The sequence below is a fragment of the Moraxella pluranimalium genome, assembly GCF_002014825.1.
In the GTDB taxonomy this organism is placed as follows: Bacteria; Pseudomonadota; Gammaproteobacteria; order Pseudomonadales; family Moraxellaceae; genus Moraxella; species Moraxella pluranimalium.
Genome location: NZ_MUYU01000006.1, coordinates 352,954 through 369,457, shown reverse-complemented (window position 1 = coordinate 369,457; position 16,504 = coordinate 352,954). Strand labels below are relative to the sequence as shown.

Sequence of the window (16,504 nt, the reverse complement as noted above, 5' to 3'; positions counted from 1 at the left end):
TAGTTGACCACTACACACCCCCAATGCACCTTATCAATACCCTGTGCTAAAAGCTTATCGGTATCAAGCTTGGATTTGGTCATGGTCTGCGTCAGCCCAAAACCAAAGCTTTCACAGCGATGGCTAAGCTTATAAATATCAATATCAAGCCAATGCTCGGGCGTCAGCGATAATCGCACACCATCATCGATAACTTCATGAATATCAATAAATTCAATCTCATAGCTTAAATTCATCTCGGTCAAGCGGATAAACGCATCGAGTAGCTCACCAAGTGCAGGCGGTGCGATGATGGGCAATGCTGCCCTGCGACCATGCATGCCAAGACTTGCCAGCAGTCCCATCAAGCCATAACAATGATCGCCATGCATATGCGTGATAACAATCGCCTGTAGCATACTTGGCTTGTGTGCGGTGCGTAGTAGTTGATGCTGTGTGGCTTCACCGCAGTCGATGAGTATCCACGGCGTGGATTTACCCGTTTGTCCCGTTTCACCCAGTAGCGATACCGCAAGCCCCGAGACATTACGCCGTGTGGTGGGCACACCACTGGATGTCCCCAAAAATGTCAATTCAAACATGATTTTACTCTTTATTTATCACGACAAGATAGCGTACAATAACTGCTGTTATTTTGCATCATTTTTATTGTTTTTCTGATTATTCGCTTTATTTTAATCACTTTATTCGCTCAAGCTTGGAAATATTATGACAAAGTCCACTGCCGTCTGGTCATTGGTCGCCATCGCTGCGACGATTTTACTTATCACCACAGGGATTCGTTTGTCATTGGGCTTGTTTATTCAGCCGATTACCAGTGATACTTCGGTGAATATCGTGCAAATCAGCTTTGCTTTGGCGGTGACACAGCTGATGTGGGGCGTATCACAGCCGATTACAGGGGCGATTGCTGACCGCTTTGGGGCGTGGTGGGTGCTGCTGCTTGGGACGATTATGCTTGCGGTTGGTTGCGCCTTAGTGCCACATCTGTTGTCCGCTTGGGGGCTGACATTGACTTTGGGTGTGCTCATTGCTTTTGGGTCTGGTGCAGGCAGTTTTTCGGTGCTGATGGGACAAGTCGCCAATCAAGTACCCGAACAAGCTCGGGGCACAGCGTCTGGCATCATCAATGCCGGCTCAAGCTTTGGGCAATTTTTGTTCGCGCCGATGCTACAGCTGCTGATTAGCTTGCCACTTGTCGGCTGGTCAAAGGCGTTTTATGTCCTAGCAGGTATTAGCTTACTGTGCTTGCCTTTGGCGTGGTATCTGACTCGTGGCTTTGCCCAAAGTCTTGGCAGTACTGCCCCCACTACCAATCAGCCGCAGCAGTCCTTATCATCCGCCATCAAATCTGCGATGAGTGACCGCAATTATCTGTTGATTCATTTGGCATTTTTTACCTGTGGGTTTCATATTGCATTTTTGGTGACGCACTTGCCGACCGAAGTGACCTTAGCAGGATTAAGCTCATCGGTGGCATCTTGGTCATTGGCACTGATTGGTCTATCCAATGTCGCAGGCAGTCTGTTTGTCGGCTGGTCGGTGGGTCGTTGGCGGTGTAAATATATCTTATTTTGGATGTATCTTAGCCGTGTGATTTTGGTGGCGATTTATCTGATGTCACCACAGACGCCGATGACCTTTTATATCTTTGCCATCGGGCTTGGTCTGACTTGGCTTGCAACCGTGCCACCGACCGCAGGTGCGATTGGCAAGCTGTTTGGCGTGCGTTATTTGGCGACTTTGTTTGGCTTGACACTGCTCAGCCATCAAATCGGTGGCTTTCTTGGGGCGTATTTTGGCGGACTTGCCATTGACAGCTTTGGTAATTATGCCTATATGTGGTATGCCGATATGGCGTTGGCATTTTTGGCGGCGGTGAGTAATCTGCCTATCAAAGAGCCCAAAGTCGTCCGCACAGCGCAGGCTTGATGGATTGTTTAGTTAACCATGACCATTCAATTATTCTTATTCTTTGCCATCAGCACCCTGCTCGTCTCTGCCACACCCGGGTCAAATATGCTATTTGCCTTTCAATGCGGGCTCAACTACGGCATCAAAAAGACCCTGTGGGCGATGGCAGGGCTCATGCTTGGGCTACTCATCTTGCTTGGCGCATCACTGTTTGGGCTTAGCCTAATCAGCCAATATCCGCTGATTCTTGATACGGTCAAGGTGCTTGGCGCAGCGTATTTGGCATATCTTGGCGTGCAGTCATGGTTTAGCCGTGGTAGTAGCTTTGGCGGTGGCGTGCAGATGAGCGGCTCGCAGTGGGCGCTGTTTCGCACAGGCATTTGGGTGTCGTTATCCAATCCCAAGGCGATTTTGTTCTTTGCGGCATTTTTCCCAAAATTCATCAACTTCTCAGTACCACTATTGCCCCAATATGTGATTTTGGTCATTGGTTTTTATATCATTGAGACCTTTTGGCAGTTCGTCTATGCGCTAAGCGGTCAAAAACTTGCCAACTGGCTTGGGTACGGCAATCGCCTATTATGGCTCAATCGTCTGTGTGGCGCGGTGTTTGTGATTATTGCAGTAGCGTTGGTTTGGGAAGTTATGGTGTAAAAAAAGCCTGCACACACTCATGCAGGCTTCTTGGTATTTTATCAAATCGAACAAGAGCTATATTCAGCACCAAACCCATTTGACATGGTAATTCCAGTATATTCATTATTAAAATTACTAAAGTCTTTAGTAATAAAATAATCTCTCATGATGCCACCACCTGCCGTGCCTGCCGCATCACCTTTTTCAAAAACATAAAGCGGTTCATGACCTGCTTTTTTCCACACATAAAATTTTTGATACAGATGAATAAAGTCATTAGACTCTTCGGGAATGGTGCAATTAGACCTAACTTCCTTCAGTTCTTTTTTGTCAAATAACTGACTGATTTTATAAACATCCTTTCCATACTCACTTTCGCTATACAATTGAGATGAAGAAATATGAATCATCTCAGGCGTTGAGCGACTGCCATACGCTATCAGAGTGCCGTATTTAGAAATTTTGCCTGTAATTTCATACGCACCGCTATAATTTCTTTTGGGTGTTTTATTTTGCCATTGCACTTTTGGGGTTTTTGCCAGATTTACCCAAGTCCAGTTTTGGTTTTTCTTTAGTGCAAGATGATTCATCTGTGTTGCATATTTTGGTGCCGCCATTGCCATCATTGGTAGAGCACACACCGCTACGGTACATAACAGCTTTTTCATATCCATTCTCCATAATAAAAGCCCAACTTGATTATATCAAGCTGAGCTTTTATTTGTAAATCTGTTTTTAAAAATTTTATAACAGATTACTGCGCAGAATCAAAGCGTTTTTGTGCTTCATCCCAGTTAACCACGCTCCAGAATGCTTTGATGTAGTCTGGGCGTTTGTTTTGGTATTTTAGGTAATAAGCGTGCTCCCACACATCAAGACCGATGATAGGGAAACCTTGGCAACCTGCTACCGCAGTACCCATCAATGGGCTGTCTTGGTTCGCTGTGCTGACTACTTTTAGCACGCCACCGTCTAGAACTAGCCATGCCCAGCCTGAACCAAAGCGAGTCGCCGCCGCTTTTTCGAACTGCTCTTGGAACGCTTCTACCGAACCAAAATCACGCACGATAGCGTCTTTTAGGCTACCGCCAAGCTCAGTACCAGTTTTTAGGATAGTCCAAAATAGGCTGTGGTTAGCATGACCACCTGCGTTGTTACGCACGCCAGTTTGCTTATCAGCTGGTAGTTTGTCTAGGTTTGCGATGACTTCTTCAGCAGATTTGTCCGCCCACTCAGTGCCTTCTAATAGACCATTAGCGTTGTTCACATACGCTTGGTGGTGGCGTGAATGGTGGATTTCCATCGTTTCTTTGTCAAAATGTGGTTCTAGTGCGTCGTAGCTGTAGCCTAGCTCAGGTAGAGTAAATGCCATTACGGTATTCCTTCTTTGTTGATTAGTTGATTGGATAAACTGCGAACAGTAATTGTTCGTCCTTTAAATATATAGCCAATAGATGACAATTTCAAGAAAAAAGTACAAAAAAGCCCAAAGAACTTTTTGATATGAGACATCAAGCCCCTGTTATCTAGCCTGCCAAATCTGTCAAAAATCATGATTAAGCAGTTGATTTTATTGTTAATTTTAAATTTGTTTTGGCTTGATTTTGATGGCTTTCGTGATATAATTTTTCATTTTTATCATGCCAACTTCCACCAGACGCCCCCTTGACCATATTGCCATCAGCACGATGGTGGTATGCTGTTTGTTTCTTGGATTGACCAATATCGCCATCAAGCTAAGCCATCATGAAGTCTCGCCTGTGATGCAGCTGTCCATGCGTTCATTGTTTGGTCTTGTGATTTTGCTTGGTTTTATGGTGTACCAAAAAGAGCTTAGATTCAATCCCAAACAAATCGGGCTTGGGCTATTGGTCGGTGTGCTTTTTGCCTTTGAATCGCTCTTGGCAGGTGAATCCTTACGCTATACCAGCGCATCTCGCAGTGTGGTGTTTTTATATACTTCACCACTGTTTTCGGCGTTATTTTTGCATTTTTTGGTCAGAGATGAACGGCTGTCGCTCACCCAGTGGCTTGGCATGGGGCTTGCTTTTGGTGGGATTGCGGTGGCGTTTTTGTTGTCATCACAGGCGGATGGCTCGCTACTCGGTGATGGCTTGGCATTGGCGGCAGGCTTGTCGTGGGGCTTGACGACAGTGATTATCCGCATGACAAGTCTTGGCACACTACCCGCCAAACAAGTGCTCGCCTATCAGCTGTTTGCCATCGGCGTGCTGCTGTGGGTGTATGCAATAGCAACTGACCAAGCGGTGATGCATTGGCAAACTGCCAGCGTGCTGAGCGTCGGATTTCAAGCGGTGTTTGTGGCATTTTTGGCGACGGTGGCGTGGTTTTGGCTATTGAGCCGCTATCGCTCGGCGGATATTGGTGCGCTGATTTTGATGACGCCGATTTTTGGGGTGGTGCTTGGGGCGTGGATTTTAGGCGATGCGATGACCACAAGCTTTATCATCGGGGCGGTGATGGTGCTTGTTGGGATTGTCTTGGTGGGTAAGCGGTCAAAAGATAAAATGGAGCGTGATTAAATGAATAACAAATTAATAACACCTAAGCCAAATATGCACGCCGACATCAAGCCAGGCTTGGGCGCTGCCGGCTATCATATAGGCATGGATTTTAATCAGTTTTTTCAGGCAATATCTGGTAATTTCATTTTTCAAAGAACCGATATTGACCTATCTTTGATAAAGAAAGATATTTGGGTGGTGGAATTTTTCTCCAATGAATACTATCCCGACAGAAAGTTTGCATCTTGGAATGATTCGGTCATATTAATTTTTGACAATAATACACTTTCGCTCATCACTCTAAAAAATGAATACAAAGGCAAATTCTTAAACAATATCGGCATTGGCGACAAGGCAGATTTATTACTTGATCGATATTATTTGCATTTTTATTGTGAAGAACATATTTTGGCTTTTAAATCAGAAAACAGGCAAACTATTGAGAAATATTTATTTGATAATGATTTATATGAGTTGGATATTGACAATGATTACGACATAATGAGTATTATTGACGATATTGACAATCTTCAATATTGTCAAGATATAAGCTTTAGAACAAATTATCTAGCACAATACTCTATTGAATGTTCAGATCAATATATTGAAGAGTTTTATGTTTATTAAAAAATATTTCAGAATAATTTACTTTATCAAAACGACAAGATTGAAGTAAAAGATTTGAAAAAGCTAATATCGATCAGCTTAAAACCACCCAAACAAACACAACATAAGCACCCAAACAAACACATACCGCCCTACCCACGCATTATGGCGAAATGCCGCAAAGCACGCCAAGCGTTCTCGGTCTTTAATTAATTGATATTGATAACCAAACATCGCCACCACAGGGAGCACGCCAACAAGCACAAACCAGCCAAACGCATCAGCAAAATAATGCCAAACCGCCACACTCATCAGCACCACAAAAGCCACTTGCAACAGGCTAATGATCGCCACATCATAGCGACCAAATAAAATCGCCGTGGATTTGACCCCGATTTTCACATCATCATCACGGTCACACATCGCATACTCTGTATCATACGCCACCGTCCAGCACATATAAGCCACGAACAGCACCCAAGTCCACACATCGCTCTGCCCCTGCACAGCGACGAACGCCATCGGTATCGCCCAGCCAAATGCCGCTGCCAGCACCACCTGTGGCAAATTGGTGTATCGCTTCATAAACGGATACACAAATGCCAATGCCACCGCTCCAAGCGACCAATAAAACACCACCACAGGCAAGAAAAACAGCAGACACGCTGACAACAATGACAACCCCACAAAAGTCGCTGCCGCCGTCTTGGCAGACAGTCGCCCATCGGCAAGCGGACGGGTATTGGTACGCTTGACCTGCCCATCCACCTTGCGATCGGCAAAGTCATTGATCGCACAGCCTGCTGCACGCATCAATACCGCCCCAAGCGTAAAAATCAGCACCACTTTGGCGCTTGGTGTCTGCCCCATGCCCCAGTACGCCAATAGTACCGCCCACAGCGTCGGGTACAGCAGTAGCTCCGTGCCGACAGGTTTGTCAAATCGGGTCAGCTGTAGCCATGCAAAAGTTTTTTGACCAAAGGTCATCGGTGCGTGGGTTTGATGGTTTTTCATGATGGATTAATGATTGTGAGTTTGTCTAAATACAGATTATGTATACACTGATTAATATCTGTCAAATCGGATGGCATCGTTTTGCCATGATTGGATGGGGATTTCGCCAGCCAGATAAGGCGCGCTCAGTGGTCGCTTTACCACTACTCGCCCATCGGTCTGTCCTACCAATGATTCAGCATGGCTTAAAAGCTGATATTCATCATCAAGGCTAGGCGGTGCGACAAAACTGTGCAAGGCTTGCATATGTTTATTGACCTTAGCATCGTAGCTGTCCTTTGGGAACATTGGATCAAGATAGACGACATCAGCGACATCAGCGCCATCAGCACAATCACGCACATCGCCATAGCGGATGGATAGCCGTGATAAAAGAGCTTGCCAATTTGGATTATCCTGCATATAGGCATATTCTGACAATAATAACAGTGCCATGACAGGATTGCTCTCAAGCATGATGACATTTGCGCCAGTGCTTGCAAGTATTAGGCTATCATGACCAAATCCTGCTGTACCATCAATCGCTGTCATCCCTGCTGTCAGCTTACACGCCTGCAAAATCAGCTCAGACTTACGCCCTGCTGATACCACACGGCGGGTCTGCACTGTCCAATCAGGGCTAACTTTGATGATGTCATTACCTTGCCTTTGTATCAGTAATAATTTATCTTTTTCAAGCAATAGTGCCTGCTGTGCTTGATGCTCATCTAGTCCAAAGCCAAGATATTTATTATTAAGCTTGGTTAATGTATGAAATGATAACTCAATCGGCAAAGCGTGCGTGCTGATGAGTGATTGGACAGGGGCTACTTGATCAGCATCCACACCAAAAATCAGCATCACACACTCCTTATCTAAATAAAATTTGGTCTAGCCTTGAATTTGATAACCAAAGCCAAAAAACGCAATCAACACCACCACGCCTGTGATGATACGCAGCCATGCAAAAATCATAAAGTCTTTTTTGGACACCCAGCCCACCATCAAGCGGATACACAGTAGCGCCACGATGAACGACACCACTGTGCCAATGCCCAAAATCATCCAGTCGCTACTTGTTTGTAGTGCATCTTTGTGCTTGACCAAATCAAGCAGTGCCGCACCCACGATGACAGGAATACCCAAAAAGAACGAAAACTCAGTCGCCGCCTTGCGTGATGTGCCAAGCAGTAGCGCACCAATGATGGTCGCCCCCGAACGGCTCGTGCCGGGGATAAGTGCTAGGCACTGACACAGACCGATATACAGTGCAGTCTTAAAGCTGATATGCTCAGCTTCATCGGCGATGATTTTGCGGGGATTTTTCTCGGCATAGATGATAAGTAACGCACCGATAATCAGCATGGTCGCCACCACCAACGGATGAAACAGCACTTGGGTAATCACATCAGCAAACAAAAAGCCCATCACCATCACAGGAATGGTCGCCACAATCAAAGCAAGCCCCAGCTGGCGTGGCTTGGCAAGCCCTTCTGCCTTGCCGGTCAATAGCCCCATGAATGAATTCCACAGTCTGCCCCAGTAGTCATAAATGACCGCCAAAATCGCCCCAAGCTGAATAAAGACGATGAACAGATTACGAAATTCACCGGTCAAAAAATTCATCAAATCCGCTGACAAAATCAAATAGCCAGTGCTTGAAATGGGTAAAAATTCTGCAATACCTTCAACAATACCCATGATGACGGCTTTGATAATCAGCAAAATATCCATAGTACAACCTAAGAAAAATAAAAAGATGGCGTATTGTACACCACAAATCTGAAATTAGGCTTAAGCCAAGCCATAGAGTTTAGAGCTTTGAACCTATGCCTTGTCCTGCTCGGCAAGCGTTTTCCACGCATTATCACGCAGATACACAGGCAATGCACGCTCAGCGCTCACCGCCTGCCCTTGTTGATACGCCATCATACCAAGCCGTGCGATATCCACCGCCGTCGGATGTGCTTGCACTATTTTGGCATGATCATGCTGTACAAGCGATGCGCCATCACCGACGATGACATCAGCGATTAACAGGCTGTCATAATCAAGCAAGCTTTCATCACCGATAACCTTGCCATCAGCATCAATACTCAATGCGCCATGTTTGATGACAAATCGCCCCTGATAGACTTGGTTTTGGCGTGCATCCATCACTGCCGATAGCACGGTATTATCAGCAAAAGTCTCGTTTTGGCAGGCGGTATCGGCAAGAGCAGCCAAGCTTGATACACCCACGCACGGTGCATCGCTAGCCACCGACAACGCCTGCACCACCGCTGTATTGATACGAATACCGCTAAACGCACCCGGCCCACGATTGAACGCTAGGCAGTCTATCTGTGCCAATGACAGACCTGCCTGCGTAAGCGCTTCATCCACCATCTCAAGGATAATCTCAGTCTGCCCACGATTGCCCGCGATAGTCTTGTGGTACAGCACCGTGTCATCTTGCACGATTGCCACCGAGCACTGCTCAAACACCGTATCAAACGCCATCAAGATTGCCATATCTCACCTTCTAAAAACTTTTTATCGCCAAAGTTAAGACCCAAGCCATGACAGCTTGGGCGTCGTGATACCATGAATGCATCAGAAGCGTTTTTTGAATTGTGGTGGCAGCTGACCGCCCATTTCTTGCATTTTTTTCTGCATTTCTTCCATGCTTGGCAAATCGTTCGGGTTTAGCCCCAAATCCTGCATCGATTTTTGCATCTCTGCCATATTTACTGCTTGATTGGCATCACCGCCTTTATTGCCAAACAATGGGCCACCGCCCGACATACCACGAGTCAAGCCCTGTACCGCTTTCATCATCTTGCCGATACCATCAGGACGGCTGATCATCTTCATCATTTTTGCCATCTGCTTGTGTTGCTTGAGCAGACGATTGACATCTTGAATTTGCTTGCCCGAACCTGCAGCAATACGACGCTTACGGCTTGGGGTGATTTTGTCTGGATTTTGGCGTTCAAATGGCGTCATCGAATGAATCAATGCTTCCATTTCTTTGACCTTTTCTTCTGGCTTGGCTTCTGCCATCGCCTTTTGGATATCTGCACCGCCTAAGCCTGGCATCTTATCCAAAAAACCTGCCATACCGCCTAGATTTTTCATTTGTTGGAACTGAGTCAAAAGATCTTCAAGGTCAAATTCACCGCCCTTTTGCATCTTTTTCGCCATTTGTTCGGCTTTTTCGCGGTCGATTTTGGCTTCGACTTCTTCGACCAAACTCAGCACATCACCCATGCCGAGAATACGCTGTGCGATACGCTCAGGGTGGAATAGCTCAAGTGCTTCTAGTTTTTCGCCACGACCCAAAAACTTAATCGGCTTACCAGTAATCGCACGCACCGACAGAGCCGCACCACCACGGGCATCGCCATCGGTCTTGGTCAAAATCACACCAGTCAATGGCAGTGCATCATTGAATGCTTTGGCGGTATTGGCAGCGTCTTGACCAGTCATCGCATCGACGACGAACAGTGTCTCCACTGGATTGACCGCTGCGGTCAGCTCTTTGATTTCATCCATCATCTCATCATCGATGTGCAAGCGACCTGCGGTGTCGATGATTAGGATGTCTTGGTACTGTAGCTTAGCTTCATTGATTGCACGACGAGCGATATCAATCGGCTTTTCATCCACCGATGATGGCACAAAGCTTGCTTTGACCTGTCCTGCCACCTGCTCAAGCTGCTTAATCGCCGCAGGACGATACACGTCAGCTGATACCAGCATGACTTTTTTGCCTTGTTTTTCTTGCAAAAACTTCGCCAATTTACCCGCTGTGGTCGTCTTACCCGCACCTTGCAAACCAGCCAGCAAATAGACCATCGGTGGCTTACCTGTCATCTCAAGTGATTGGTTTGCACTCCCCATCATTTCGGTCAGCTCATCATAGACGATTTTGACAAAGGCTTGACCTGGTGCCAGCTCTTTTAGGACATCTTGACCAAGCGCCTGCTCTTTGACCTTGGCGACAAAATCTCGTGCCACAGGCAATGCCACATCCGCTTCAAGCAGTGCCATACGCACTTCACGCAGCGTGTCTTTGATGTTATCTTCGGTGAGCTGACCAGTACCTGCGATATTACGCAAACTGCCAGAGAGTCGTTCTGTTAAAGTATCAAACATATCAAATCCGTCATTATCAAGTGACAAGCGTGTCAAGATAGCCACTTGCCAAAACTATTGCTACAAATAACTGCTATTTTATGCTAAATTAGGCAAATATTCCAATTTAATTGCACGAATCCCATCAATATTGACTATTTTTGCTGTATTTTAGCGTGTAATCACGCAACACAAGCAGGCTTGATGTGTTGATGGTATAAGAATAAAGGGGTTTTTGTGCTGTTGATTTTTTTGAGTGTCGTGCTGATTTATACGGCAAGCAGTCTGTATTTGGCAAATGCCTTGGTCAAGCAAAGCAGTATTTCAAAAGGTTTGCTACTGGGCGTGCTTGGCATTGGGCTGATTTTACACGGCTGTTTATTGTATCCGCAAATCATCACCACGGATGGGCTAAATTTTAATCTATATAATACACTAAATCTCACAGGCTTATTTTTCCTACTATTTTATGTGCTGTTTGGCTTGTATCGTCCGATTTTAAGCCTTGGGATTTTGGCAGTGCCAAGTGCGTTGATCGGGGTGAGCTTGGGCTATATCGGCGATGCCACTTATGAGCCGATTGAACAGCTTGGCATTAATCTTCAGGTGCATATCCTGCTGTCTTTTGCCGCTTATTGCGTACTACTGATGGCAGCGGTACAAGGGCTACTGCTTCGGCTACAAATCCGTGAACTCAAGCACAAGACCATTCATCGCTTTTGGGTATCTCGCCTGCCATCGCTACAGAGCATGGAGAGCTTGTTATTTGATATGATTTTGATGGGCTTTGTGATTTTGAGCATCGCACTAGGCTTAGGCTTTGGGGCGACTTATGACATCATGACACAGCACATCGCACACAAGATGGTGTTTAGTGTGCTCAGCTGGTTATTATATGGCGTGCTGATTACTGGTCATTATCGCTATGGCTGGCGGGGTAAGCGCGCGGCGACTTTTGCCATCTATGGCTTTGCCCTACTTGCCATTGGCTTTGTTGGCTCAAAAGCGGTGATGGAGTTGTTTATCCAATAGCACCCGTTTTTTTGACCTAATTATCCAAACTGCCCAAATGCCAATTTGGGCTTTTTTGTAAAGTGGTCAAACATATTTTGTTACAATTTGGTCGCTTGAAAAATTCAGTAGTAATTTTAGCCAGTCTTTATTTATCGGTAAACCCAATAAAACGGTGAATTTTTCAGCAGTTTGTTGCTTAATCCATCAAGCATAGCACGGTTATCTTACTTTGGTATTTATAAGCTAAATCTAATCTTGCCTAATTGTAAAGTTTTGTAAAAATGACATAATTTTTACTAGCCATATCGATTTGTATGCTATACAATGCCTCTCACATTTTTAATCATTCTGTTTAGTTATGTCAATTTTTACCAAAAAACTAACCCTAACTGCCCTTGCAACTGCACTAATCAGCACTGTTGCACAAGCTAACGTAACCACGACAATCAGCCCAGCGGGTGGTGTTACCGTCAGCGTTCAACCAAGCACACAAGGTGCTAACAAATTCGCCCAAACTGCGACACTTACTCAGTCGCAGACCATCAGCTATGCCGCTGAAGGCTTGGCAAACTCAAGCTACACATCAAGCAACCAATCTAATTATTCAGCATTCACATCATCAGACTGGTCATCATCATACAGCTCTAGTAGTTCAGATCGTAGTCAGTATGATGACCTTATTCGTAGTGCTGCAGCACGTCATGGTGTTGACCCAGCTTTGGTCAAAGCCATCATCCATACCGAATCTGTATTTAAATCAAATGCTCGCTCACCAGTTGGTGCGATGGGCTTGATGCAATTGATGCCAGGTACTGCTCGCGAAATGGGCGTATATAATGCTTATGACCCTGCTGAAAATATCGAAGGCGGTACTAAGTACATCGCCCTGTTGCAAACCATGTTTAGCAACCCAAATCATGTCATCGCCGCTTATAATGCTGACCCTGGCAATGTGCGTAAATATGGTGGCATCCCGCCATTTCGCGAAACTCGCAACTACGTACAAAAAGTCAATGAACGCTATAACAACATCTACAGCCTAGATGCTAGCCTATATCAAGGTTTCAATGGTGCTCGTACGACACTTGCGATGAATACCCTACCTGCAAGTACAACCATTTCACATACCAGTCAAGTTATTGGTAGCAATGGCAACTACGCCACACCAAGCAATCCAAATATCGGCTCGAATGACGGTCGTGTCTATATCTCTAGCCGTGACTAAGCCCATATTGCAATTACAATAAACTTTGTCAGTTTTTTTGTATTTTAAGGCAAAATTTAGATATTTCTCTGAATTTTGCCTTTTATTTTGTCCGAATATCCTTATAATAATCAAAATAACTGACTTAAATTCATTTTAAAAGGAAATCATTCTTATGATGCGAATTGGTTTATTCTTATTAACCAACCTAGCGGTATTACTTGTCTGCGGTATCGCCTTTACGGTGATTTCAGCCGTGTTTGGCTTGGGTGGCGTCCATTCAGGTGGCAATCTAAACCTAATCTCACTCATGGTCATGTGTCTTGTGTGGGGTATGGGTGGCTCTATCATCTCGCTATTTTTGTCAAAATGGATGGCAAAAAAATCTACCGGCACTGTCGTGATTGAAACGCCACAAAATGGCACTGAACAATGGCTTGTTGATACCGTTGCCCGCCAAGCACAAGCGGTAGGCATCAAGATGCCTGAAGTGGGGATTTTTGATTCAGCACAGCCGAACGCCTTTGCCACCGGCTGGAGCAAAAACAGCTCGCTAGTCGCCGTCTCAACTGGTCTGATTCACACCATGACACCTGACGAAGTCGAAGCCGTACTTGCGCATGAGATTGGTCACGTTGCCAATGGTGATATGGTGACACTTGCGCTGATTCAAGGGGTGGTGAACGCCTTTGTGATGTTCTTTGCTCGTATTATTGGTAACTTTGTAGATCGTATGATTTTCAAAAACGAAAGCGACAGCCCTGGCATTGCTTATTTTATCACCAGCATGGTAATGGATATCCTACTTGGCATCCTAGCATCTGCAATCGTGATGTGGTTCTCTCGCCTGCGTGAATATCGTGCTGATGAGATGGGTGCTCGCCTAGCAGGTCGTGATAAGATGATTAGCGCGCTAAACGCCCTACGCCCTGCCGAAGCTCGCCCTGACCAGATGCCTGAAGCGATGAAAGCCTTTGCTATCTCATCAGGTCAATCTCAAGGCTTTAGCATGGCAAATCTATTCCGCTCACACCCGACACTTGATGATCGTGTGGCAGCTTTGCAGAAGTTTCAAGGTTAATCTGTTAGCCAAATGAAATCAGCCGTTCATTTTGAGCGGCTGATTTTTTATCGTCTTTTTGTTGGTATAAGCAATAGACAACTTAAGTACAAGCCACTTCAAATCCCACTTCATCCCCCTGCATCACTGCTGTCACCGCGCCACCATCAGTCAGCTCACCAAACAGTATCATCTGCGATAGCGGTTTTTTGAGTTTATCTTGTATCAGTCGTGCCATCGGACGAGCGCCCATCAAGCGATCATATCCCCTATCAGCAAGATGGCTACGCACTGCATCATCAACTTTGAGAATGATATTTTTGGCAAGTAGTAGCTGGCTAAGCTCGGTGATGAACTTATCCACCACACCATCGATGACCGTACGGGATAATGGTGCAAAATTGACAATGGCGTCCAGTCGATTGCGAAACTCGGGGCTAAAGGTGCGATTAATGGCGGCGGTGTTGTCCGTATGGTGGCTTTGTTCGGTAAAGCCCATCGAATTTTTGCTAATCGCATCTGCGCCAACATTGGTCGTCATCACCAAAATCACCTGCTTAAACGACACCGAACGCCCATTATTATCCGTCAGCGTGCCATGATCCATCACTTGTAGCAGTAGGTTGAACACATCGCTATGCGCTTTTTCAAGCTCATCGAGTAGTAGTACACAGTGCGGATGCTGATTGATTTTTTCGGTCAAAAGCCCGCCTTGATCATAGCCGACATAGCCCGGCGGCGCACCAATCAGACGAGATGCCGTATGCGCTTCCATGTACTCGCTCATATCAAAGCGAATCAGCTCAACGCCAAGCATCTTGGCAAGCTGTTTACTGATTTCGGTCTTGCCCACGCCCGTCGGCCCTGCGAACAAGAACGAGCCGATTGGCTTATCAGGATTGGTCAGCCCAGAGCGAGCGAGCAAAATCGCATCAGTCAGCACATCCACCGCTTCATCTTGACCAAAGACCACTTGTTTTAGATTAGCTTTGAGATTTTTTAGGATATGCTTATCATCAGATGAGACAGACTTTGGCGGAATGCGAGCGATTTTGGCAATAATACGCTCAATCAATGCCGTATCAACCACTGGCTTTGCTGTATTCTCATCAGTCACTTCAGCTTGCTGATCAGTATTATCTTGATTAATACCATCTACTTGGTCAGCACTATCGTCTGCTTGTGTGTGTAGCTTTAGGTATGCGCCTGCTTCATCGATGACATCGATTGCTTTGTCAGGCAAAAATCGCTCATGAATGTGCTTATCAGACAGTCGCACTGCCGTCTCGATGGCATCATCGGTATAAGTCACCTGATGAAAGCTTTCATAATAGCCTTTTAGCCCACGAATGATGTCAATGGTATCAAGGATGGATGGCTCTTTGATGTCGATTTTTTGGAAACGGCGTGACAAGGCATGATCTTTTTCAAAAATCTGCCGATATTCCACAAAGGTCGTCGAGCCGATACAGCGCATCTCACCTTTGGCAAGGGCAGGCTTAATCAGATTGGACACATCCATACTGCCATCCATCGAACCGCCTGCACCGATGACCATATGAATCTCATCAATGAACAAGATGGCATCAGGCAGCTGTTTTAGCTCATCCAGCAGTGCTTTCATGCGAGCTTCAAACTCACCACGAAACTTCGTCCCTGCAATCAGCGCACCCATATCTAGGCTATAAATGGTCGCATTCGCCAGTGGCTTGGGTGCTTTGTTATGGACAATCAGCCACGCCAAGCCTTCGGCAATCGCTGTCTTACCCACGCCCGGGTCGCCAACAAGCAAAGGATTATTCTTGCGGCGGCGGCACAGTATCTGCGCTGTACGCTCAATCTCATCAGCACGCCCGATTAGCGGGTCAGTTTTGCCAAGCTTGGCTTGCTCGTTCAGATTAATCGTATAGGCATCAAGCGGGTTTTCTTTGACACTTGTGCGTCGTTTGCCATCGACAGTGTCGCCATCGCCTTTTAGGGCATAATCCACCATCTTGGCACGACTTTGTACCGAAATCTCACGCATCACGCTTAGGATATCCACGCCCGATGACTGCAATAGCTCATTGGCAAAGCTTTCATCTTCCTTAAAAATTGCCACCAGCAAATCAGTCGGTGCGACTTCTTCGCCCGATTGGCTTGATTGCACCTGCCAAATCGCCCGCTGCATAACACGGGTCAGACTCTTGGTCGGCATAGGGTCAGCGCCGTCTCGCTTGGGGATATAATCACGCAGATAGTCCTTGAGCGCTGTCAAAATAACCCCTGTATCCGCTTCGCAAGCTTCAAGAATCTGCACGCAGTTTTCGTCTTTTAAGAGCCCAAGCAATAGATGCTCAACGGTCACAAACTGATGCCCTTGTCGTTTGGCATATTCATGCATAAATTCTTGAATTGCCAAAAAATCTTGATTAAACATAATTAATGAGTTCT

16 protein-coding genes are annotated in these 16,504 nt (G+C 45.9%); 7 read left to right on the top strand and 9 right to left on the bottom strand.

Translation table 11 applies throughout. The annotated features are described in order from the left end of the window. A partial coding sequence (locus tag B0680_RS02920) for an MBL fold metallo-hydrolase (RefSeq protein ID WP_143821331.1) occupies positions 1 to 581 on the bottom strand: 581 nt, incomplete at its 3' end. A gap of 127 nt (positions 582 to 708) precedes the next feature. Here B0680_RS02920 and B0680_RS02915 point away from each other — a divergent pair. Together B0680_RS02915 and B0680_RS02910 are read left to right on the top strand one after the other, a co-directional pair. Then, entirely contained in the window at positions 709 to 1,932 is a 1,224-nt protein-coding gene (locus tag B0680_RS02915; RefSeq protein WP_078253538.1) for an MFS transporter, read from the top strand. Positions 1,933 to 1,950: 18 nt separating this feature from the next. Further along, positions 1,951 to 2,568: a LysE family translocator gene (locus tag B0680_RS02910; RefSeq protein WP_078253537.1), complete on the top strand. Its 618-nt coding sequence runs from the start codon at positions 1,951 to 1,953 to the stop codon at positions 2,566 to 2,568. A 41-nt stretch (positions 2,569 to 2,609) separates the two neighbouring features. Here the strand turns inward: B0680_RS02910 and B0680_RS02905 are convergent, their stop codons facing one another. Continuing rightward, positions 2,610 to 3,218 carry a hypothetical protein gene (locus B0680_RS02905; protein WP_078253536.1) on the bottom strand — a complete coding sequence of 203 codons (609 nt, stop codon included), beginning with the start codon at positions 3,216 to 3,218 and terminating at the stop codon, positions 2,610 to 2,612. An 86-nt stretch (positions 3,219 to 3,304) separates the two neighbouring features. Beyond that, entirely contained in the window at positions 3,305 to 3,922 is a 618-nt protein-coding gene (sodA, locus tag B0680_RS02900) for a superoxide dismutase [Mn] (protein WP_078253535.1), read from the bottom strand. Between the two features lie 268 nt (positions 3,923 to 4,190). Here sodA and B0680_RS02895 point away from each other — a divergent pair, with 268 nt between their 5' ends. Together B0680_RS02895 and B0680_RS02890 are read left to right on the top strand one after the other, a co-directional pair. Then, on the top strand, positions 4,191 to 5,093 hold the full coding sequence (locus tag B0680_RS02895; RefSeq protein ID WP_078253534.1) for a DMT family transporter: 903 nt from the start codon (positions 4,191 to 4,193) through the stop codon (positions 5,091 to 5,093). Further along, positions 5,094 to 5,702 carry a hypothetical protein gene (locus tag B0680_RS02890; protein WP_078253533.1) on the top strand — a complete coding sequence of 203 codons (609 nt, stop codon included), beginning with the start codon at positions 5,094 to 5,096 and terminating at the stop codon, positions 5,700 to 5,702. A gap of 78 nt (positions 5,703 to 5,780) precedes the next feature. Here B0680_RS02890 and ubiA read toward each other — a convergent pair whose 3' ends face one another. The 5 genes from ubiA to ffh all read right to left on the bottom strand — a co-directional run bounded on the left by ubiA (position 5,781) and on the right by ffh (position 10,814). Continuing rightward, positions 5,781 to 6,695, bottom strand: coding sequence for a 4-hydroxybenzoate octaprenyltransferase (ubiA, locus tag B0680_RS02885; RefSeq protein WP_078253532.1), 915 nt, complete (start codon positions 6,693 to 6,695; stop codon positions 5,781 to 5,783). Between the two features lie 51 nt (positions 6,696 to 6,746). Continuing rightward, on the bottom strand, positions 6,747 to 7,535 hold the full coding sequence (locus B0680_RS02880) for a class I SAM-dependent methyltransferase (RefSeq protein WP_078253531.1): 789 nt from the start codon (positions 7,533 to 7,535) through the stop codon (positions 6,747 to 6,749). Between the two features lie 30 nt (positions 7,536 to 7,565). Continuing rightward, the gene (locus B0680_RS02875; RefSeq protein ID WP_078253530.1) at positions 7,566 to 8,408 is read right to left on the bottom strand and encodes an undecaprenyl-diphosphate phosphatase; all 843 of its coding nucleotides are present in this window, start codon (positions 8,406 to 8,408) and stop codon (positions 7,566 to 7,568) included. 93 nt (positions 8,409 to 8,501) lie between these two features. Next, the gene (gene tsaB, locus B0680_RS02870; RefSeq protein WP_078253529.1) at positions 8,502 to 9,188 is read right to left on the bottom strand and encodes a tRNA (adenosine(37)-N6)-threonylcarbamoyltransferase complex dimerization subunit type 1 TsaB; all 687 of its coding nucleotides are present in this window, start codon (positions 9,186 to 9,188) and stop codon (positions 8,502 to 8,504) included. Between the two features lie 81 nt (positions 9,189 to 9,269). Beyond that, positions 9,270 to 10,814, bottom strand: a complete 1,545-nt coding sequence (gene ffh, locus B0680_RS02865) for a signal recognition particle protein (protein ID WP_078253557.1) — start codon at positions 10,812 to 10,814, stop codon at positions 9,270 to 9,272. A gap of 216 nt (positions 10,815 to 11,030) precedes the next feature. Here ffh and B0680_RS02860 point away from each other — a divergent pair, with 216 nt between their 5' ends. From B0680_RS02860 to htpX, 3 genes are all read left to right on the top strand, one after another. Then, complete coding sequence (locus B0680_RS02860) at positions 11,031 to 11,825, top strand: cytochrome C assembly family protein (RefSeq protein ID WP_211271249.1); 795 nt, start codon at positions 11,031 to 11,033, stop codon at positions 11,823 to 11,825. A 340-nt stretch (positions 11,826 to 12,165) separates the two neighbouring features. After that, complete coding sequence (locus B0680_RS02855) at positions 12,166 to 13,032, top strand: lytic transglycosylase domain-containing protein (RefSeq protein WP_078253528.1); 867 nt, start codon at positions 12,166 to 12,168, stop codon at positions 13,030 to 13,032. A 154-nt stretch (positions 13,033 to 13,186) separates the two neighbouring features. After that, on the top strand, positions 13,187 to 14,092 hold the full coding sequence (gene htpX, locus B0680_RS02850; RefSeq protein WP_078253527.1) for a protease HtpX: 906 nt from the start codon (positions 13,187 to 13,189) through the stop codon (positions 14,090 to 14,092). An 82-nt stretch (positions 14,093 to 14,174) separates the two neighbouring features. Here htpX and B0680_RS02845 read toward each other — a convergent pair whose 3' ends face one another. Next, a complete protein-coding gene (locus B0680_RS02845; RefSeq protein ID WP_078253526.1) occupies positions 14,175 to 16,490 on the bottom strand; it encodes an AAA family ATPase in 2,316 nt (771 codons plus the stop codon). Between the last annotated feature and the right edge of the window lie 14 nt (positions 16,491 to 16,504).

Bases quoted from the DNA above. Each gene is read 5' to 3' on its own strand.
- tsaB (WP_078253529.1), bottom strand. From the start codon at position 9,188: ATGGCAATCTTGATGGCGTTTGATACGGTGTTTGAGCAGTGCTCGGTG.
- B0680_RS02915 (WP_078253538.1), top strand. From the start codon at position 709: ATGACAAAGTCCACTGCCGTCTGGTCATTGGTCGCCATCGCTGCGACG.
- B0680_RS02875 (WP_078253530.1), bottom strand. From the start codon at position 8,408: ATGGATATTTTGCTGATTATCAAAGCCGTCATCATGGGTATTGTTGAA.
- ubiA (WP_078253532.1), bottom strand. From the start codon at position 6,695: ATGAAAAACCATCAAACCCACGCACCGATGACCTTTGGTCAAAAAACT.
- ffh (WP_078253557.1), bottom strand. From the start codon at position 10,814: ATGTTTGATACTTTAACAGAACGACTCTCTGGCAGTTTGCGTAATATC.
- B0680_RS02855 (WP_078253528.1), top strand. From the start codon at position 12,166: ATGTCAATTTTTACCAAAAAACTAACCCTAACTGCCCTTGCAACTGCA.
- B0680_RS02895 (WP_078253534.1), top strand. From the start codon at position 4,191: ATGCCAACTTCCACCAGACGCCCCCTTGACCATATTGCCATCAGCACG.
- B0680_RS02845 (WP_078253526.1), bottom strand. From the start codon at position 16,490: ATGTTTAATCAAGATTTTTTGGCAATTCAAGAATTTATGCATGAATAT.
- B0680_RS02910 (WP_078253537.1), top strand. From the start codon at position 1,951: ATGACCATTCAATTATTCTTATTCTTTGCCATCAGCACCCTGCTCGTC.
- B0680_RS02880 (WP_078253531.1), bottom strand. From the start codon at position 7,535: ATGCTGATTTTTGGTGTGGATGCTGATCAAGTAGCCCCTGTCCAATCA.
- htpX (WP_078253527.1), top strand. From the start codon at position 13,187: ATGATGCGAATTGGTTTATTCTTATTAACCAACCTAGCGGTATTACTT.
- sodA (WP_078253535.1), bottom strand. From the start codon at position 3,922: ATGGCATTTACTCTACCTGAGCTAGGCTACAGCTACGACGCACTAGAA.
- B0680_RS02890 (WP_078253533.1), top strand. From the start codon at position 5,094: ATGAATAACAAATTAATAACACCTAAGCCAAATATGCACGCCGACATC.
- B0680_RS02905 (WP_078253536.1), bottom strand. From the start codon at position 3,218: ATGAAAAAGCTGTTATGTACCGTAGCGGTGTGTGCTCTACCAATGATG.